The sequence below is a fragment of the Nocardiopsis akebiae genome, assembly GCF_018316795.1.
Lineage (GTDB): Bacteria > Actinomycetota > Actinomycetes > Streptosporangiales > Streptosporangiaceae > Nocardiopsis > Nocardiopsis dassonvillei.
In genome coordinates this window covers 525,452-544,755 of the sequence record NZ_CP074132.1, presented here as the reverse complement: position 1 = coordinate 544,755, position 19,304 = coordinate 525,452, and the positions used below count along the sequence as shown (strand labels likewise).

The 19,304-nt window shown below is 69.9% G+C and carries 17 protein-coding genes; 8 read left to right on the top strand and 9 right to left on the bottom strand.

Annotated elements, in window-relative coordinates; translation table 11 throughout:
- Window positions 1–17: 17 nt before the first annotated feature.
- From KGD83_RS02350 to KGD83_RS02335, 4 genes are all read right to left on the bottom strand, one after another.
- Complete coding sequence (locus KGD83_RS02350) at window positions 18–869, bottom strand: DUF1206 domain-containing protein (RefSeq protein ID WP_249352089.1); 852 nt, start codon at window positions 867–869, stop codon at window positions 18–20.
- 291 nt (window positions 870–1,160) lie between these two features.
- Window positions 1,161–2,294, bottom strand: coding sequence for a PQQ-dependent sugar dehydrogenase (locus tag KGD83_RS02345; RefSeq protein ID WP_212642311.1), 1,134 nt, complete (start codon window positions 2,292–2,294; stop codon window positions 1,161–1,163).
- Window positions 2,295–2,323: 29 nt separating this feature from the next.
- Window positions 2,324–3,499, bottom strand: a complete 1,176-nt coding sequence (locus tag KGD83_RS02340; RefSeq protein ID WP_212642310.1) for an FUSC family protein — start codon at window positions 3,497–3,499, stop codon at window positions 2,324–2,326.
- Window positions 3,481–4,263: an alpha/beta fold hydrolase gene (locus tag KGD83_RS02335; RefSeq protein WP_212642309.1), complete on the bottom strand. Its 783-nt coding sequence runs from the start codon at window positions 4,261–4,263 to the stop codon at window positions 3,481–3,483. The genes KGD83_RS02340 and KGD83_RS02335 overlap by 19 nt, the downstream gene beginning before the upstream one ends.
- A gap of 235 nt (window positions 4,264–4,498) precedes the next feature.
- Here KGD83_RS02335 and KGD83_RS29075 point away from each other — a divergent pair, with 235 nt between their 5' ends.
- A complete protein-coding gene (locus tag KGD83_RS29075; RefSeq protein WP_338036948.1) occupies window positions 4,499–5,134 on the top strand; it encodes a hypothetical protein in 636 nt (211 codons plus the stop codon).
- Between the two features lie 174 nt (window positions 5,135–5,308).
- Here the strand turns inward: KGD83_RS29075 and KGD83_RS02325 are convergent, their stop codons facing one another.
- A complete protein-coding gene (locus KGD83_RS02325) occupies window positions 5,309–5,839 on the bottom strand; it encodes a DUF1360 domain-containing protein (protein WP_212642308.1) in 531 nt (176 codons plus the stop codon).
- Complete coding sequence (locus tag KGD83_RS02320; RefSeq protein ID WP_212642307.1) at window positions 5,832–7,700, bottom strand: glycoside hydrolase family 15 protein; 1,869 nt, start codon at window positions 7,698–7,700, stop codon at window positions 5,832–5,834. The genes KGD83_RS02325 and KGD83_RS02320 overlap by 8 nt, the downstream gene beginning before the upstream one ends.
- Before the next feature lie 155 nt (window positions 7,701–7,855).
- On the opposite strand from KGD83_RS02320, the gene KGD83_RS02315 reads away from it, so the two are divergent.
- Together KGD83_RS02315 and KGD83_RS02310 are read left to right on the top strand one after the other, a co-directional pair.
- Window positions 7,856–8,908 carry an SDR family oxidoreductase gene (locus KGD83_RS02315; RefSeq protein ID WP_212642306.1) on the top strand — a complete coding sequence of 351 codons (1,053 nt, stop codon included), beginning with the start codon at window positions 7,856–7,858 and terminating at the stop codon, window positions 8,906–8,908.
- A 33-nt stretch (window positions 8,909–8,941) separates the two neighbouring features.
- The gene (locus KGD83_RS02310) at window positions 8,942–9,307 is read left to right on the top strand and encodes a DUF3140 domain-containing protein (protein WP_212642305.1); all 366 of its coding nucleotides are present in this window, start codon (window positions 8,942–8,944) and stop codon (window positions 9,305–9,307) included.
- Window positions 9,308–9,581: 274 nt separating this feature from the next.
- Here KGD83_RS02310 and KGD83_RS02305 read toward each other — a convergent pair whose 3' ends face one another.
- Both KGD83_RS02305 and KGD83_RS02300 read right to left on the bottom strand, forming a co-directional pair.
- Window positions 9,582–10,172: a hypothetical protein gene (locus tag KGD83_RS02305; protein WP_212642304.1), complete on the bottom strand. Its 591-nt coding sequence runs from the start codon at window positions 10,170–10,172 to the stop codon at window positions 9,582–9,584.
- Window positions 10,169–10,771 (bottom strand): ATP-binding protein, encoded by a 603-nt coding sequence (locus KGD83_RS02300; protein ID WP_212642303.1) that lies wholly within the window; start codon window positions 10,769–10,771, stop codon window positions 10,169–10,171. Before KGD83_RS02300 ends, KGD83_RS02305 begins: the two co-directional genes overlap by 4 nt.
- A gap of 226 nt (window positions 10,772–10,997) precedes the next feature.
- Here KGD83_RS02300 and KGD83_RS02295 point away from each other — a divergent pair, with 226 nt between their 5' ends.
- Entirely contained in the window at window positions 10,998–11,858 is an 861-nt protein-coding gene (locus KGD83_RS02295; protein ID WP_249352088.1) for a helix-turn-helix domain-containing protein, read from the top strand.
- Between the two features lie 11 nt (window positions 11,859–11,869).
- On the top strand, window positions 11,870–12,079 hold the full coding sequence (locus tag KGD83_RS02290; protein WP_249352087.1) for a DUF397 domain-containing protein: 210 nt from the start codon (window positions 11,870–11,872) through the stop codon (window positions 12,077–12,079).
- Between the two features lie 55 nt (window positions 12,080–12,134).
- Here KGD83_RS02290 and KGD83_RS02285 read toward each other — a convergent pair whose 3' ends face one another.
- On the bottom strand, window positions 12,135–12,851 hold the full coding sequence (locus KGD83_RS02285) for a hypothetical protein (protein ID WP_212642301.1): 717 nt from the start codon (window positions 12,849–12,851) through the stop codon (window positions 12,135–12,137).
- A gap of 142 nt (window positions 12,852–12,993) precedes the next feature.
- Between KGD83_RS02285 and KGD83_RS02280 the strand changes: the two genes are divergently transcribed.
- From KGD83_RS02280 to KGD83_RS02270, 3 genes are all read left to right on the top strand, one after another.
- A complete protein-coding gene (locus tag KGD83_RS02280; protein WP_212642300.1) occupies window positions 12,994–14,511 on the top strand; it encodes a type I restriction-modification system subunit M in 1,518 nt (505 codons plus the stop codon).
- Window positions 14,508–15,722 carry a restriction endonuclease subunit S gene (locus KGD83_RS02275; protein WP_212642299.1) on the top strand — a complete coding sequence of 405 codons (1,215 nt, stop codon included), beginning with the start codon at window positions 14,508–14,510 and terminating at the stop codon, window positions 15,720–15,722. Before KGD83_RS02280 ends, KGD83_RS02275 begins: the two co-directional genes overlap by 4 nt.
- Before the next feature lie 82 nt (window positions 15,723–15,804).
- Entirely contained in the window at window positions 15,805–19,287 is a 3,483-nt protein-coding gene (locus KGD83_RS02270) for a DEAD/DEAH box helicase family protein (protein WP_212642298.1), read from the top strand.
- Window positions 19,288–19,304: the final 17 nt, after the last annotated feature.

Sequence of the window (19,304 nt, the reverse complement as noted above, 5' to 3'; positions counted from 1 at the left end):
CCGTATGTCCGCGGGTTTCAGCGCTGCCAGCGCGCCTGGCAGAAGCAGTAGGCGCCGTAGAGGGCGACGCCCAGGGCGACGGCCACCAGCGCCCAGGGCCCGGCCGGGGTCTGGGAGAAGGCCCGCAGCGCGCCGTCCAGCCCGACCGCCTGGTCCTTGTCGAAGGCGATCGCGGCCTGGAGGAAGAAGACGCCGACGGCGGCCAGGACAAGGCCCTGGGTGCCGATGCCGAGCACGCCGACGGTGACGACGGCCCTGCGCCGCCGCGGTGCGAGCGCGCCGAGCGCCAGCTCCTGTGTGAAGCGGCGGGTCACCGCCTTCCAGATCTGGTACAGGCCCACGGCGATCACTCCGCAGCCCACCGCGCCGACGGCGAACCGGCCGAAGGGCAGCGCCATGATCTGGGCCGTCAGCGCCTCCGACCGGCTGTCCTGGGACCGGGGCGAACCCTGCCCCAGCAGGAAGCCCGCGATGCTGGAGGCCAGCACGGCGTAGACCACCGCGCGGGCGCCGGAGGCGATGCGTCTGGTGGCCCTCTCCAGGCCCACGACGGCGTAGACCGCCTGCCACACGGTGAGTCCCACCAGTCCCGCCGCCGCGACCCAGAGCAGCAGCATGCCGCCGGTGTTCTGGGCGACCAGTTGGAGGGCGCCGCTGTTGTCCGCCTCCTGGCCGCCGCTGTCGCCGAAGGCGATGCGCAGGGCGAGGTAGCCGATGATGAGGTAGAGGAGCCCCGTGGCGGCGAAGCCCACGCCCGCGAGCCTGCGCAGCCAGGTGCTGTGGGCCGCCTGGCGTCCCGCGCGCCGTCCCGCCGCCCGGGCGTCCTTGGCGGAGCGCCGCGCCTTACCTGGTAAGTCTGAGGAGGACATGTCCGGCCAGTGCCCGCGAGGAGGGCACGAAAACGGATGTTTACCGTTAATACTCTCTTTTGTGCTGTTCAGCGACGTGGAATCCCTCCGGGGCGTCCGTGCGGGACGACGGGTTGACCCGCGGCGGGTCGGGTAGGCCGGGCGGGCCGACGGGAACGCGGGACGCCGCGTGCCGGCGGAAACGGCGCGGGACAGCGCCGGCCGACCGGGGACGGCACGGGACGCCCGGCCCCGCGCGGAACACCGGACCCCGCCCGGGCGCGCGCACCGGCGGGCGGGGCGGCCGGGCGCCTACTCCAGCGGCACCCGCAGGATCCTGTCGCCCCCCTCGACCGGCTCCCCGACCCCGTCGAGGTTGCTGGTGGCCAGCCACAGCGCGTCGCCGCCGGGGGCGGTCACCACCGTGCGCAGGCGGCCGTACTCCCCCCGGTGGTGGTCCACCGGCTCTCCCACGCCGCCGTCACCGGTGAGCGGCACCTCCCACAGGCTTTCGCCGCGCAGCGCCGCGACCCACAGGGAGCCGCCCGCGACCGCCGCGCCGCTGGGCGAGGCCTCCGCGGGCCTCCACGTCAGCAGGGGGTCGACGTACTCGTCGCCCCCACCGGTGCCCTCCACCTCCGGCCAGCCGTAGTTGCCGCCCGGTTCGATCAGGTTGACCTCGTCGAACTCGTTCTGCCCGAACTCGGTGGCGTACAGGTTGCCCTCGTCGTCCCACGCCAGGCCCTGGACGTTGCGGTGGCCGTAGCTGTAGACCGGGTTGCCGAAGGGGTTGTCCGGGGCCGGGTCCCCGTCGGGGGTGATCCGCAGGATCTTGCCGCCCAGCGAACCGGTGTCCTGGGACAGGCCCTGCCGGCCCGCGTCCCCGGTGCCGACGTACAGCAGGCCGTCGGGTCCGAACCCGATCCGGCCGCCGTTGTGGTACGAGGCGGAGGGGATGCCGTCGAGGACGACCTCGGCGTCCCCGAAGCCCCCGTCGCCGTTCTCGGGGTCGTACTCCAGTCGGCTGATCCGGTTGTCGGAGGCCGCGGTGTGGTAGGCGTACACGTACGGTTCCGCGGGGAAGTCCGGGTGCGCGGCCAGCCCCAGCAGACCGCCCTCGCCGTTCGGCGCGGCCCCCTCGACGGCGCCGACGCCGGCGACCGAGCCGTCGGGGGACACGCGGACGACCTCCGCCGAGTCGCGCTGGGCGACCAGGGCCGAGCCGTCGGGGAGGAAGGCCAGTCCCCACGGCACCTCCAGGCCCGCGGTGACCTCCTCCGGTCGGCCGGGATCGGCACCGGCGGAGCCGTCCTGTCCGCCCGGCTCCGGTCGGCCGTCCGTTCCGCCCGCCCCGTCCCCCTGGGCGCCGCACCCGGCGAGGAGGACGAGGGCGCCCAGGACGGCGGCGGCACGGAGCGCCGCGATCGCGCGCGCTGAAGGTTCCATGCCGGTTCCCTTCCCCCCTGTCGGGACCGTTACCCCGCCGTACTGCCCGACGCCCCCTCCTCGCTGTTCTCGTGACCCTCCCGCAACTCCTCGAACAGGCGCTCCAGGTCGGTGAGGAGCGCGCTGTGCACGGGCCAGCGTTCGGAGTCCCAGTCCTCGCTCATGTGCTCCCGCACCCGGTCGATGCGCCGGAGTCCCCCCTCCAGACGGGAGTCCAGGTCGGCGGAGACGGTGTCGCGCTCGGGTTCCCCCGCCTGGTGGACGGCGTCGAACGCGTCCGCCGCCGCGTCCAGGAGCGGGGCGAACTCGCGGAGGAAGGCGTCGCTCGGCTGGGGGAAGCGCGACCGGCCTCCGCTGGCGGCACGGAGGGTGCGGATGAGGGACTGGATGTGGCGCGCGGACCGGCTCAGGGCGAGGATCCAGCCGTAGTAGGCCTTCGGCGCCCTCTTCGGTGAGGGACCGGCCAGGAGCCGCCGCGGGTTCAGGCGCGCTCGGTACTCCTGCTGGGAGGCCGACTCACGGGCGTTGCGCTCGGTGTTGTCGAACCCCTGCGCGACCCGGGCCCAGTAGGCGGCGTCGTCCAGTCCGTCACTGCCCCCGCGGAGCGCCCCGGCCATCTCCCGGGTGAGGTCGCGCAGGCCGTCCGTGAAGTCGAGCACGGCGTTCTCGGCGTCGCGGAAGCGGACGGCGGGCGCGAAGACCGTGTTCGTCACGACCGCGGCCCCGGCCCCCACCAGCACCATGAGCAGCAGCGTTCCGAGGTCCACGGGGCTGCCCGCGGTACCTCCCGCGAGCGCGAAAGACGCCACCACGGGTATCTGCTTGCCCTGGTCTCCGAAGACCGTGAACTGCCCCACCGTCACCGCGAGGAGCACGGCCAGGGCGAAGAACCACACGTTGAGCCCGACGGTGAGTCCGGTCAGACCCGCGATCAGGGCGCCGAGGAAGACCGCGGGGACGTAGCGCAGGGACTTGAGCACCGACCCGTACACGCTGGGGCGCACCACCAGGAGGGCGGAGAAGGGGGCGAAGCCGACCTGGGCGGAGTCCACCATGAGCGCGCCCAGGACCCAGGCTCCGGTGGAGGCGATGACGCACTTGGCGATGATGACCGCGGTCTCGCGCTCGTAGCCGCGCCGCTCGACGGCCCGACGCAGCCACGCGCGCGCGTTGGCCGCGGTGCGCCTCAGCCGTTCGGCGACCATCCGGCCTCCGCCCTCCGGTCTCGTGCGGTCTCCCGCGCGAAATCCTCGACCAGGTCGGCGACCTGCCCGGGGGCGGCGGCGGTGAGCGCGTGGGGCTGTCCGGGCAGGGTCACCAGCCGCCCCTGGGGCAGCAGCCGGGCGGCCTGCCGCGCCCACGGCCCCGGGCAGAGCGGGTCCTCGCCTCCGCGCAGGACCAGGGTCGGCTGCACCACCCTCGGCAGGACCGTCTCGATCCGGTGCTCGCGGCTGGCCAGAAGACTGCGGACGTCCCTGCGCGGCCCCGCGTCCCAGTAGTCGGCCACGACGGAGCGGATCACGGAGAGGTCCTCTCGCATGCCGTCGCGCAACAGGCGCGCGGCCAGCTCGGGCAGCGAGCGCGCCCCGGGGTCCGTCGTGGGCCCGGCCAGCACGAGCGACCCGACCTCGTCGGGCGCGCGCACCGCGGCCTCGGCGACCACCTGCGTTCCGAGGGAGAGCCCGAGCAGGCAGGGCCGCTCGATCCCGCGGACGCGGAGCCACGCCAGGAGGGAGTCCGCCAGTCCGGTGACCGTGGGCGCGTGGTCGGGTGCGGTGCTCGCGCCGAACCCCGGCAGGTCGACGGCCCAGGCGGGCGTCCTTCCCTCCAGGGCCCTGACCACGGGCAGCGTCTGGCGGGAGGAGATCCCCGCGCCGTGCACGCAGACCACCGGCGGCCCCTGCCCGGGCACGTGCCACCAGGCCATCGACGCGCTTCCGACCACGTCCGTGCCCCTGCGGGCCTCCATGCCTACCCCCGAACGGCCTCCTCGGCACCGGTCATGTGGTCGCCACAACTACCCAGGGCCCCCGCCTTCAACCCACTCGCCCGCCGAGGCGTGTGGAGACGCCGCGGGGCGGTCAGGGAGGTACACGCAAGGGTGTGCGCGCGAAGGGAGCCGGGAGATGGGCAGGAAGTCGGATTCGCCTCCGAAGCACCCGTGGTTGCGGGGGGCCGTACGGGGTGTCGCGGGTGCGATGGCCATGAGCGGTATGCGGCAGGTGGAGGTCGGAACGGGGTTCGTGCGGCGCACACCGCCCGAGGCCGTTCTGGCGGAGGGCGTGCCCGCCCTGCTGGAGAGCGTCGCCCCGGAGCGGAGGAAGGCCGCGATCGAACTGGCCCACTGGGGGTACGGGGCGGCGGCGGGCACCGCCTTCACGCTGCTGCCGCGCCGGGTGAGGCGGTGGCGGCTGGCCGGGCCGGTCTTCGGTGTGGCGGTCTGGGGCGCGTACGAACTGGCCGTGTCGCCCGCGCTCGGCCTCGCCCACGCGCGCAGGCGTCGGCCCCGGGAGCGGTGGGCGTTCCTGGTCGACCACGTGGTCTTCGGACTCATGGTCGGGGAGTCGCCCGAGAGCGTGGTGGCCGGAACCGGGGGTTCCGGGGACGACGCGGAGGAGAGGTGCTGCCACGGAGGCCACGGGAGCACCGGAGGCCGTGGAGGTCACCGAGGCCGTCGGGACCGCCGGAAGCACGAGGGACACGGAAGCCACTGCGGTCACGGCAGCCACGAGCACCACGCGGACGACGACGGCCCTGGGGTTCACAGTGGTCACGGGAAGCACAGTGACCACGGGAAGCACGGGAAGCACGGGAGACGGGGAAAGCGCCACCGGTCCTGACAGCGTGGAGGCGGGGGCGGGCGACCGGCCGGTCGCCCGCCCCCGCCTCCACGACGTGCCCGCTTCCGCGGCGTGCCCCCGGGCCGTGGTCCGAGCCGGTGGCCGGGACCGGCACTGCGCCGGTGCCCACCGGTCACCGGGGCGTGGCGGCACCGGCTCCAGGGGACGGCGGCGCTACTCCTGGGCCTTCTGGAGGCGCACGTACGCCAACTGGAGCCAGTCGGACACCGCCACGGCGCTGAACACCGCCCCGGTCCCCCGGGTCACCCCGGGGGCGAACACCAGGCCGAAGGCGTAGGCCGTGGCGATCCACTGCGCGGTGCAGAACGGGCAGGTGATCAGCTCGCCGACCGCCCGGCGGGCGCCCCGGCCGCGCACCTCCTCGGCCAGCTCCGCCGGGGCCGAGACACCCTGGAAGCGGGTGAAGAACGCCCGGAGCGGGCTGGTGACCGCGTCCTTGGCCAGCATCCGGGACAGCTTGTGCGTGGTCAGCCCCATCAGGGCCAAGTCCCACGGGCCCACGCTCTCGGCCCTGCGCCTGCCCCGGAACCGGCGCGCGGCGAGCAGTCCGACCCCCACCAGTGCCAGGTAGCCCGAGGCCACGGCCGTGTACCCGAAGAGGGGCTGGTCGCTGTCGCCCCGGTAGGCCTCCGCCTCCTCCTGGATCGTCTCCTTGATGTCCCCGGTGGTGTTCTGGTCAGCCATCTGCTCCGGTCCTCCTTCGTCGTGTCGCGCCGCCCGACCTGTCGCGCACCCACGAGTGCAGCGCCTCCCCGTCCCCGGCCTGGTCGAGGTTGACCGCCGCCTCGATCAGCGCGAGGTGGGTGAAGGCCTGGGGGAAGTTGCCCAGCATGGTGCCGTCGGCGGCCATCTCCTCCGCGTGCAGTCCGAGCTCTCCAGAGCTCCCGCACAGTCCCTCGAACCTCCGCCGTGCCTCATCGGTCCGCCCGGCGAGCACCAGGGCGGAGACCATGTCGAAGGAGCAGAGGAGGAAGGCGCCCTCCGGGGTGCCCAGTCCGTCGTCGGTCGTCCCGGGGTCGTACCTGCGGACGAGTCCGCCCTCTCCGCCCAGCTCCGCGTCCACCCGCTCCATGGTCGCGAGCACGCGCGGATCGGTCCCCTCCAGGAAACCCAGGAGCGGGATACGCAGCAGCGACCCGTCCACGTGGGACGAGCAGTAGGACTGCGTGAAGGTCCCGGCCTCCGCGTCGTAGCCCCGGTCGAGGACCTCCCGGCGCACGGCGTCCAGCTCCTTGCGCCACTCGTCGAGCGGGACGTCGTCGCCCGCCTTGCCGGACTCGGTGGCCAGCTGGACCCCGCGGTCCAGGCAGACCCAGGCGTAGACCTTGGAACTCGTCCAGTGCCGCGGCCGCGACCGCACCTCCCACATGCCGTCGTCCGGTTCACGCCAGATCCGGCACGCCGCGTCGACCATCGAGGAGAGCTGTTCGACGTCCCCGGGCCCGAGCCCGCCGGTGGCCTCCTCGTAGGACAGCGCGGCGTCGAGCACGTGCCCGTACACGTCCAGCTGGTGCTGCGAGTAGGCGTCGTTGCCGACCCGGACCGGTCTGGACCCGGCGTGTCCGGCTAGGTGGTCCAGGGTCTCCTCCCCGGGCGGCGGCTGTTCGTCGACCGCCTGCACCGGCGGGATCCAGTCGATCGGCTGGCCGCACATCCGCAGCAGGAAGCGCAGGTAGTGCCCGGCCTCATCGGCGTGCCCGAGCCGCAGGAAGGCCAGGACGACGAGCGCGGCGTCGCGGTGCCAGACGTACCGGTAGTCCCAGTTGCGCGGGCCTCCCGGCCACTCGGGCAGGGACGTGGTGGGCGCGGCGATCAGGGCGCCGCTCTCCTCGTGGAGCAGACCGCGCAGGGTGAGGGCGCTGCGGCGCACGTGCGTGGCGCCGACCCCGTCGTAGTCGGTCCGCCCGGACCACTCACGCCAGGCGTCCAGGGTCTCCCGCAGCAGCGCCCGCCCCTCACCCAGGCCGACGCGGCGCCCGCCCTCCAGGTAGTCCAGGGCGAACACGGCGGTGTCGCCCTCGGCCAGCTCCACGCGGTACTCCGGCACGCCATCCCGCGCGGGCGCGGGCGCGGACGAACCCGACAGCATCGGCCCCGAGGCCTCCCGCAGACCGCCGTCCACCCGTTCCCATACGGGTTCGGCACGAGCGAAGTCGGGCCCGGCGTCGAACCGCGAGCGCACGGACGTGCTCCCGGAGCGGCACTCGACGACCCGCAGGAGGAAACCCTCCCGGTACAGGCCCGTCCCGCCCTCCCGCGGCCTTACCGCGAGCAGGTCGCGGACGGCCACCTCCGTGTCCGTGCCCCGCCAGAGCGTCTCCAGGACGAGCGTGTCGTCGACGTAGGCGCGTCCGGCCGGGCTAGCCCCCTCGACCTCCAGGGTCCACCCGCCTCCGCGCGGGTCCAAGACGCCCGAGACGAGGGCGGGTCCGTCGAACCGGGGAACGCACAGCCAGTCGACCGTGCCGTCGGGTGTGGTGAGCGCGGCGGTGTGGCAGTCCGAGAGGAAGCCGTGGTCGCCGATGCTCGCGGCGCCCTGTGCCATCCGCACCTCCGAGTCGTGTCGTGTTCCCGGGATCCCCTCATGTGCGACTGCCCCGGGGCGCCCCCGGCGAAACGACAGCTCAGACGCTTGCCGCGGCATGTACATACCGGGTGGCGCTAGCGGGTAGCGGAGGGGGCGAAGGGCCGGAAGCGGCCGTGTCGACCCGTGTGGGGGTGGCCGAGGTGGCCGGGAGACCGAACGGCCGGATCGCGGTGGTCAGCGGAGCCAGCGCGGGCGTCGGAAGGGCGACCGCGCGCGAGTTCGCCCGGCGGGGGTACACCGTCGCGCTGCTCGCGCGGGGGCGGACGGGGCTGGAGGCCGCCGCGGAGGAGGCCCGCGCCGAGGGCGTGACCGCGCTGCCGCTACGGGTCGACGTGAGCGACGCCGAGGCGGTGCGCGGGGCCCTGGCCCAGGTCGAGTCGGAGCTGGGGCCGGTGGACGTGTGGGTGAACTGCGTGCTCGCCACGGTCATCTCCCCGTTCATGGAGGTGGAGCCGGAGGAGTACCGCCGGGTCACCGACGTCTGCTACCACGGCTACGTGTACGGCACCCGGGCCGCCCTGGAGCGCATGCTGCCCCGGGACCGGGGGGTGATCGTGCAGGTCGGGTCGGCCCTGGCCTACCGCGGCATCCCCCTGCAGGCGGCGTACTGCGGAGCCAAGCACGCGATGCGCGGGTTCACCGACTCGGTACGGGCCGAGCTGATCCACCGCGGATCGGGCGTGCGGGTGACGGAGGTGCACCTGCCCGCGGTGAACACCCCGCAGTTCACCTGGACGCGCGCGCACCTGGACGGCCGCCGCCCGCGCCCCGTGGCCCCCGTGTACCAACCCGAGGTCGCGGCCCGGGCGATCGTCTGGGGTGCCGAGCACCCGGGGCGGCGCCGGTACTGGGTGGGGATCTCGACGGTGGCCACCGTCCTGGGCCAGCGGTTCGCGCCGAGGGTGCTCGACTGGCAGCTGGGGCTCACCGGACGAAAGAGCCAGGTGCGCGACGCACATCCGCCCGCGCGCGACAACCTGTTCCGTCCCCTGGACGACGAGTACGACTTCGGCGCGCACGGTGAGTTCGACGACGAGTCGCGCGAGTCGAGCCTGCTCCAGGAACTGAGCCAGCGGCGGGGCACCGTGGCACTGCTGGGCGCCGCGGGGTTCGCGGTGGGAGCCGCGGGCTACGCGGTCGCGCGGGGAGCGCACCGACGGCCCTGAACAGCGATGAAACCGAAACCTAGGGGGAAGAGCATGGCCGAGCACGATCCCGCCGTCGACGAGGCGTGGGAGGAGTTCCACGCGGTGGTGAACATGAGCGGGGAGCAGCTGCGCGAGTGGCTGCTCACGAGCGCCTCGGGCGAGGACGCCTTCCGCACCGAACCGGGGCACACGGTGTCCCGGAGGGGCGAGGCGGTCGTGAACCTGCTGAACAAGCGCCGTGTGGACGTGACGGAGGCCGACGTCGAGCTGATGCGCGAGGTGACCGAGTACGTCCGCGGCCAGCTGGCGGACCCGCACCGCGAGGACGCGGCGTGGCGGCACCGGCTGATGTCGGTGGGACACGACCCGCTCAGCCCCGACTCGGTGCGCCCCGACGAGGAGGACCTCACCGGGTAGCGGTCACCGCGGGACCGGGGCGGGCGCGGACGCCCGCCCCGACGCGTGTCGGCGACGGCCCGCGGAGCTGCCCCCGCGGGGCGGGGCGTCTCTTCGCCGGGAAGACCACCTGTCGCAAGGTCGACAGCCACCGCTGGGTTCGGGCGGGTTCTCTCTGCTGGAGTACATGCGCGGAGAAGGCCAGCGCCGCAGTGAGGCCGCTGACGACCATGGCCGCACCGGGCCCCTCGTACCGGTGCGGCCTCCATGGTGGTCGGTTGCCCCGCTTGGCGGATCAGGCCAGTAAGCCGGTGAGGTGGTGGGCGAGGGCCCCGGCGGCGGTGGCCAGGGCGTAGCCCGCGACCGTCCAGCCCAGGCGGCGGCGGGGTTTGCGGTGGCTCGCTGTGCGGCGGGGGCGGTCCGACCTGCGCGGCAGCGGCGGCGGAGGCGTGCGCTCGCGCCGTGGGCGGGGAACCGGCAGGGGTTCGGGCCCGGGGCCGTCGCCGGGGGCGGGCCGGGGAGCGGGCCCGCGCTCGGGTCCGGGCCTGGGCCTCGGGCGGGTTCGGGGCTCCGGATCAGGGGCCGAGGCCCCGTGCGGGCGGGACTTCCGGGACTCGGACTCGATCATCCAGGCGGGCACATCCCCGTGGGTGAGCCGGTAGCGCAGCCGGGGCGTGTCCGGCATCCGGGCGAGCAGTTCGCGCTCGCGCGGGGTCCGGCCCAGAGAGACGAGCGGAGGCGGCGGGGCTGGCGCCGGACGCTTGGCCGTGCGGTCCGCTGCCCGGGCCCCCGGGCGGCCGAAGCGCTGGCCCCGGGGCGCGTCCAGGACGCGTCGCATGTCCGAGGAGAGCGCGGGTGCGGCGGGTGTGAGGACGGGCGCGGTCATCGGACGTCCTCCGGGGCAGACGCGGCGGAGGCGCTGGCAGCGGAGGCGGAAGCGGTGGAAGTGGCGGAGAGGGTGTCGGGGTCGGAGGGCAGGTCGAAGTCCGCCCACAGCACGGTGCCGAGCCCTTCGCAGAACGGGAAGCCGATCACCTGTCGGGTGCCCCAGCACGCGGCGAGGTGGTGGATGAGCAGCAGGCCCCGGCCGCGTTCGGCCTCGTGCCAGTCCCGTTCGGTGCGCTGGCGAGGGATGCGCGGGCGGGTGTCGGTGTCGCGGTAGCCGTCGTCGATGACCGAGAGTCGGAGCGTGCGCTGCTCGGGCAGGGTCAGGGTGCGGATGACCCGGCCGTCCTGTTCGCCGGAACGGGTGTGCTCGCAGGAGTTCGCAAACATCTCGCTGGCGCACAGCACGATCGAGTCGACCAGGTCCGGGTCCAGGACGGGCAGCCCGAGCAGGGTGGGCGTGTTGGCCAGGTCGTGTCGCAGGTCGGCGCGCACTCGCGCGGTGGTGTCCAGGGTCCCGGGATAGAGGCGCGGTTTCCACAGGCTGTGGATAACGGGGGAGGTGTACTCGGGTTCGGGGTTACGCGGCAGAATGAACATGCCAGAGGCTCCGTTCGGGAGATTCGGTACTGACTGGCCGCGCCCTGGGGGTGTTGAAGCACCCGCCAGGGCTTTGCCGTGCCCGCATACGATCACCGTGCCCACGAGGACAACCGGCCCTAACATCGGTTCGCGTGATCGCGCCACTCCGGCAGCGGACACCGGCCATAGTCAGAGTATGACTCTGTGTAATAGTCTTGGCAAGACTAACTGGCAACTCTAATTAATGGGGTCCTCTCTCGTGCCCTCCACTACACCCACCGTCGCCCAGTGGCAGCTTGGTCGGGAGCTTCAACAGCTGCGAGAACGACACAGCCTCACGATCACCGAAGTCGCCAGGCTTCTCGAAGTCACCGTCTCGACCGTGAGCCGCTGGGAGGCCGCGTTGCGTGTGCCTCGTGAGAAGGAGCTGCGCCAGCTGACCCGGCACTACGAACTTCCGTCCCAGGAAGCCGAAGCGCTGATTGAGCTACGCCGTCAGGCGGGCAAGCGGGGCTGGTGGCAGTCCTATGCGCTTGAGCAGCGCTACGGCACGTTCATCGGTCTGGAGTCGAGCGCATCAGAGATCGAGGCGTACACGAGCACCGTTGTCACCGGCCTGTTCCAGACCGAGGCCTACGCACGCGCAGTCATCACCGGCGTCAGCAGCTCTATCGCCCCGGACGACCTCGAACGGCAGATCGAGGTCCGCCGACAGCGTGTCAGCCAGGTGTTGTCCGAGGACGGCCCCGACATGTGGGTGATCCTCGGCGAGAGCGCGGTCCGCCAGCAGGTTGGAGGCGGGCAGGTCATGTACGAGCAGCTCACCCATCTGTTGGAGCTGTCCGCACATCCCAAGATCACTCTCCAGGTCATCCCGCATGTAGCAGGCGCGCACGTCGGAATGGTCGTGCCCACCTTCATGATCCTGAAGCTGTCTGTCTCCGGACTCTCGACCGTCTATCTGGAGGGGTACCGAAGTAACCTCTTCCTGGAAAGCGCCGAAGACCTCGGTAACCACGAAGCGGTCTTCAACCGACTCCGCCTCGCCGGAGTTGGCGGCAACATGCTGCGGGACCTGCTGCTGGGGATTCGCAGAGAACTGTAGAAGGACGAGCCATGATGCTTGAGAGTCAGTCCGCCATCCTGAGCAGGGCGGCCTGGAGGAAGGCGAGCTACAGCGCCGATCAGACCGCCTGTGTGGAAGTGGCCGACACCCCCGCCTTCTCCGCCGTCCGCGACACTCAGAACCGAGACCTGAGCACCCTCGCCTTTGGCCCTACCGAGTGGCAGGCCTTCCTAGACACCGCAAAGGGCGGCAACCGCTGAACGCACGTGTCCGGCCTGGAGCTGCAATCTTCCAGTCCTGGACCGGACACGGTGATCAGCGCGGCTTTCTCAGAGACGCCTCGAACGCCGTCATGATGTCGCCCGCGTGCCCGAGCGATCCAGGTGACTCCTCGTAGAGCTTAGAGACCTCTCGCTCCCACAGGCATAGCGCGTCGTCCACCTCGCGCCCGAGCGCTTCGAGTCTGCGCATCTCCTCTTCGGCCCCGACACGGTCGAAAGCCCACAGGGCGTCCAGCACAGCGCACTGCACGTCCTCGAAATACCGGCCCAGGAACCGGATGTGGTCGGCGCAGTCACCGACCCGCTCCCTCAGGGAGTCCTCCTGCGGGCAGGGGTAGACCTTGAGAGACTTCCCGTTGCCAAGGTCCTCGAACTCCTCTTCCTCGACCTTCGGCAGACCGGCCTCGGTCAGTCGGGGCACGTCGGGGCTGGGCTTGTACTCGGCCCCGGAAAGCCGATCGCTCCAATCGAACGCTGCCCTCTCAAGCAGCTCAGGACCGCACACGTCCGCCAGACGGAAGTAAGACATGACCAGATCGCGAGGTGGACGGCCCAGCGCGACGATCGTCGCTCCCAGGGACTCCCTGACCTCGGTGAAGTTGAAGTCCGCGAGGTCCACATCCACTTCGAGTTGTTCCTCGACCGAGCCGAAGTAGTCGCTGAACTCCTGGACAAGCGACTGGAGCTCTTCCCCCAAACGGTCGAGAAGCCCGTCCATCTCGCTACCGTGCTCGCTGTGACCTTCCGACACCTGGCCGCTCCTTCCGAACGTACGACGGACAGGGGCAGCGTAGCGGGGCTCCCGGACTCGGGACCGGAACCTTCGTCTCTGCTCGGCGTCGGTTCCCGCATCCAGGCTGGGCAGGTCGTACGGCGGCGTTACGCTGATCCGCGTGATTACCGGCGAGCTGAAGAGCAAGATCGATCGCCTCTGGGACGCGTTCTGGTCCGGAGGCATCTCCAACCCCCTCGAAGTGATCGAGCAGATCACCTACCTGATGTTCCTCCGCAGGCTGGAGGACATCCAAGCAGCCAAGGACAGACAGCACCAGCGCACAGGCAGGCCCATCAAGGATCCTGTCTACACACCCGATGACGAGGCCCTGCGCTGGACCAAGCTCCAGGAGCTCGCACCGGACACACTGTTCGACACGATGGGCAGGGTGGTCTTTCCCTGGTTGCAGCGGCTCGGCGGTGACGACTCCACGTACGCGCACCATATGCGCGATGCCCGTTTCACCATCCCCAACGCCAACCTGCTGACCAAGGCCGTCGACATGATCGACAAACTGCCTCTCGGTGACGGCGACGTGCAGGGTGACCTGTACGAGTACATGCTCGGCAAGATCGCCACTGCGGGCCACAACGGGCAGTTCCGTACGCCCCGGCACATCATCCAGCTCATCGTGGCGATGATGAACCCCGGCCCCCAGGACGAGATCTGCGACCCTGCGTGTGGCACAGCGGGCTTCCTGGTCGCCTCCTCCGAGCACCTGCGCGCCGAGCACAGCGATGCCCTGTTGGAAGCTGCCAACCAAAGGCACTTCCACCACAGCATGTTCCACGGCTTCGACTTCGACAGCACCATGCTGCGGATCGCCAGCATGAATATGCTCATGCACGGTGTGGAGCAGCCCGACATCCGTTACCGCGACTCCCTTGCCGAAAGCGTCGCGGACGAGGCGGAACGCTACTCGCTCATCCTCGCCAACCCACCGTTCGCCGGAAGTCTGGACTACGAGAGCACGGCCAAGGACCTCCAGCAGATCATCAAGACGAAGAAGACGGAGTTGCTCTTCCTCCCACTCTTCCTGCGTCTGCTCAAGCCTGGTGGTCGTGCCGCCGTCATCGTGCCTGAGGGTGTGCTGTTCGGTAGCAGCAAGGCGCACAAGGCCATCCGTCAGATCCTTGTGGAAGACCAGAAGCTGGACGCCGTGGTGAAGCTCCCGAGCGGTGTCTTCAAACCGTACGCGGGTGTGTCCACCGCGATTCTGTTCTTCACCAAGACGAACGCTGGTGGCACCGACAACGTCTGGTTCTACGACGTCACAGCTGACGGTTACAGCCTCGATGACAAGCGGTCTCCTCTGCTTCCCGAGGACAAGATCGGTGCTCTCGCCGAAGACCTAGACGAAATCGAACACGAGAGGAACAACCTCCCCGACGTACTCGCTCGATGGTCACGCCGAGACGGCAACGAACAGGACCGTGCCCGTACAGACCAGAGCTTCTGCGTACCCAAAGCTGACATCGCCTCACAGGACTACGACCTGAGCCTCAGCCGCTACAAGGAAACCATCTATGAGGGGACCGAGTACCGGCCCCCTCTGGAGATCATCGAGGAGCTCGAAACCCTACAATCAGAAAACCAAAAAAGCCTCTCCCAACTGAAAGAAATTTTCAACCCATGAAATACCGAAAGATCGGCGAAGTAACCAATAAAGTATCCACATGGAACCCAAAGACCCTCAGCCAGGAAATTAAGTTCACCTATATTGACCTCGGCTCCGTCGACCAAAAAAATAAGGAGATTGGGAGAACTGAGGAAATTCAATCCTCCCAAGCACCTAGCCGAGCACGCCAAGTTGTCAGGGACGGTGATGTCCTAATCTCCACTGTCCGACCAAATCTTAACGGTGTAGCGATTGTCCCCGCCGACTTGGATGGAGCAACGGCATCCACTGGATTCTGTGTACTCCGCCCAGGAGAAGAAGTCGACAGTTCGTACCTGCTCCACTGGGTTCAAACAAGTAGCTTTGTCAACGACATGTGCCTGAAGGCAACCGGCCAGAGCTATCCCGCCGTCTCAGACAAAATTATAAAGTCTTCCCTTATCCCCCTTCCAAATATCACCATCCAACGGAACATATCCTCCCTCTTGAATGAGGTGAGCACTCTCCGATCACGGATGCGCAGGTCGATCGAACTCCTCGACGAGCTCACACAGTCCATCTTCCTCGACATGTTCGGCGATCCGGTAGCCAACACCCGATCATGGCCGAGGAAAAAACTCGGTGATCTCGTCGAAAGCATCGACAGCGGCAAGAGTCCTAAGTGTCACAGCACTCCGGCGGGGGAGGGAGAGTGGGGAGTCCTCAAGCTGGGCGCCGTGACCAGCTGCGAATACCTACCGGGGGAAAACAAAGCGCTTCCGTCGACTGAAGACTTCAACCCCGCACATGAGGTCCGCCCGGGCGACTTGCTCTTCACCCGGAAGAACACGCCCGAACTCGTTGCTGCATGTGCATTGGTCAATGACACACCCCCACAGCTCCTCATGCCCGATCTCATATTCCGCATCAACCTTAAATCCGGTTCCCCACTAACCAAAAACTACCTACACCGACTGCTGATACACCCGACAAAACGACGAAAGGTCCAAGAACTCGCGGGCGGAAGTGCTGCCTCTATGGTAAATATTTCCAAGTCACGACTCTTGGGGCTGTCCATCGAAATTCCTCCGTCCCACCTTCAAGAAGAGTTCGATTCGCGTATCCGCGCCATCCAGGAACTCAAGCTGGAGCAGACCGCCCACCTCTCCCACCTGGACGAGCTCTTCGCCTCCGTCCAGCAGCGCGCGTTTGACGGCACCCTGTGGGACGATCGGGACATAACCGTGTAGCCCCCACAGCCGCACGGCCCCACAACTCCATCACCCCGCTGCCCGCATCCCGTCCTGTCCCCTCCTCCGGGAAAGGTGCCTGGTGAGCAACTTCGCCTTCCTCCAGACCGAATGGCCCGAACTCCACAACGAGGCGATCCGCGCCGAGCGCCTCGCCGTGGCCGACCCCCGCGTGTCCTGCTTCTACGCGCGCCGGACGCTGGAACTGGCCGTCAACTGGCTCTACGAGGCCGACGACACCCTGCGCACCCCCTACCAGAGCGACCTCGCCGCGCGGATCGCCGAACCGACCATGGTCAACCTGGCCGGTCCGGCGGTCCGCACCAAGATGGACGTCATCCGCCGCCAGGGCAACGCCGCCGTGCACCGCCCCGGGCCGGTCTCGCCCCAGGACGCGGTGCGGGCCACCATCGAGTTGTTCCACGTCATGTACTGGCTGGCCCGCAACTACACCCGCGCGAAGGACGGCGCACCGGCCTCCGGCCTGTCCTTCGACCGCAAGCTGATCCCGACCCCGGTCCCCGCCGAGGTACGGAAGAAGAAGCAGGCCGAGATCCAGAAGATGGCGGAGGACTTCGCCCGCCAGCAGGAGGAACTCGCCAGGGCCCAGCGGCGCACCAAGGACCTGGACGCCGAGATCCTCCGGCTGCGCGCGGAGATCAAGGAGGCCAAGGCCGCCAACGCCGAGCTTCCCGACCAGCACGACTACGACGAGGCGAAGACCCGAACCCACATCATCGACCTCCTCCTACGGGAGGCCGGGTGGGCGCTCTCCGACCCCGAGGACCGCGAGTACCCCCTCAAGGGCCTGCCCACGCCCTCGGGTGAGGGCTGGGCCGACTACGTGCTGTGGGACGACAACGGCAAGCCCCTGGCCGTGGTGGAGGCCAAGCGCACCACCCGCGACGCCCGCGACGGCAAGCAGCAGGCCAGGGCCTACGCCGACGCGCTGGAGGCGAAGTTCGGGCAGCGGCCCGTCATCTTCTACACCAGCGGCTACGAGACCTTCGTCTGGGACGACCACTTCGGCTACCCGCCGCGCCAGGTCCAGGGCTTCTACACCAAGGACGAGCTGCGCACGCTCGTCATGCGCCGAGCCGGACGCCAGGCCCTGGCCGGGGTGGCGATCAACAGCGACATCGTCAACCGCCACTACCAGTCCCGCGCCGTCCGCCGCGTCTGCGAGGCCTTCGAGGAGGACAAACAGCGCGACGCCCTGCTGGTGATGGCCACCGGCTCGGGCAAGACCCGCACCGTCATCTCCCTGGTGGACCTGCTCAACCGGGCGGGCTGGATCAAGCGCGTGCTGTTCCTCGCCGACCGCCAGGCCCTGGTCAACCAGGCCCACGGCGCCTTCAAGCAGCACCTGCCCAGCACCCCGGTGGTCAACCTGCTGGAGGAGAAGGGCGCGGACGCGCGCGTGTACGTGTCCACGTACCAGACCATGATGGGCCTGATCAACGACACCTCCGACGAGGTGCGCCGGTTCGGTCCCGGCTACTTCGACCTCGTGGTCGTGGACGAGGCGCACCGGTCCGTCTACCACAAGTACGGCGCGATCTTCTCCTACTTCGACTCGCTCCTGGTCGGCCTGACCGCCACCCCCAAGGACGAGATCGACCGCAACACCTACCGCCTCTTCCACCTGGAGGACGGAGTCCCCACCGACGTCTACGGCCTGGAGGAGGCGGTCAAGGAGGACTACCTGGTCAGCCCCACCACCATCGACGTGCCGCTGAAGTTCCCCCGCGAGGGGATCAGGTACGACGAGCTGTCCGAGGAGGACAAGGAGGCCTGGGAGCTCACCGAGTGGGACGACGACGACGGAATCCCCGACGCGATCGCCGCCGACGAGGTCAACAAGCACCTGTTCAACAAGGACACCATCGACAAGGCCCTCCAGACCCTCATGCGCCACGGCGCCAAGGTGGAGGGCGGCGAACGGCTCGGCAAGACCATCGTCTTCGCCCGCAACGTCAAGCACGCGCACTTCATCGTGGACCGCTTCCAGGAGCTCTACCCCGACCTCGGCGGCGACTTCGCGCAGGTGATCACGCACTCGACCACCTACGCCCAGTCCATCCTCGACAAGTTCTCCCGGCGCGACTCCGCCCCGCACATCGCCGTCTCGGTGGACATGCTCGACACCGGCGTGGACATCCCCGAGGTGCTCAACCTGGTCTTCGCCAAGCTCGTGCGCTCCCGGACCAAGTTCTGGCAGATGATCGGGCGCGGCACGCGCAAGTGCCCGGACCTGTTCGGGCCCGAGGACCACAAGACGGGCTTCCTCGTCTTCGACCTGGGCCGCAACGTGGAGTTCTTCAACCAGAACCTCCCCGCCGCCGAGGCCAGGGTGCAGCCGTCCACGCGCGAGAAGGTCTTCCGCAGGCGCGCGGAGCTGCTGTACGGCCTGGACCGGCACTCCCCGGCCCGGGAGTCGGCCGCCGCGCCCGAGGAGGGCACCGCCCCCGCCCCGGACGGCTCCGCGGCCGCCTCCGACGGCCCCGCCGACGAGGCGGGGCTGCGCCGGTCGCTGGCCGAGCGCCTCCAGCTGGAGGTGGCGGGGATGAACTCCCGCAACGTCGAGGTCCGGCCGCACCTGGAGACGGTGGAGGCCTACCAGGACCCCGCGGCGTGGCGGCGGATCACCGAGGACAAGCGCGACCAGCTCACCGAGACCCTCGCCCCGCTGCCGACCGCGTACAAGGAGGACGAGAACAGCCAGGAGGCCAAGCGCTTCGACCTGCTGGCCCTGCGCCTCCAGCTGGGCGTCCTGGAGCCCGAGCCCGGCTTCGACAAGCTGCGCCGCCAGGTCCAGGACATCGCCGAGGCCCTGCTCGACCCCACCACCCTGAACAACCCGGTGGTGGCCAGGCAGCGCGAGCTCCTCTCCGACCTGGTCTCGGACGCCTGGTGGCAGGACGTCACCCTGCCGATGCTGGAGGTCATGCGCCGCCGCGTGCGCGGCCTGGTGCGGCTCATCCCCAAGACCCGGCGGGGCATCGTCTACTCCGACTTCGAGGACGAGCTCGGCGAGCTCACGCGGACCGAGCTCAGCGGCCTGGACGTGGGCGGCGGCTGGACCCGGTTCGAGGTCAAGGTCCGTACCTACGTGCGCAACCACGAGAGCGACCTGTCCGTGCAGAAGCTGATGCGCAACCGGCAGCTGACCAGCGCGGACATCGACCACTTCGTGCGGGTGTTCCTCGACGGCGGCTTCGGCACCGAGAAGGACATCGAGCGCGCCGAGGAGGAGCACGGCGGGCTGGGGCTGTTCCTGCGCTCCTTCAGCGGGATGGAGCGCGACGCCGTCTCCGCCGCCTTCGACGGCTTCCAGGCGGGCAGGAAGCTCTCCGCCAACCAGCTGCGCCTGTTCAAGCTCATCGTCGACTACGTGGCCAAGAACGGCTTCCTGGACGTCGGCGACCTCTACGAGCCGCCGTTCACCAGTGTCTCTCCGGGCGGCCCCGAGAGCGTGTTCTCCGACGCCGAGGTCGACACGATCCAGGAGGTCCTCGAAGGCTTCCGGGCTACCGCGCTCCCCCCGGAGCGCGCCGCCGGCTGAGGGTGGACGGTGCGGGC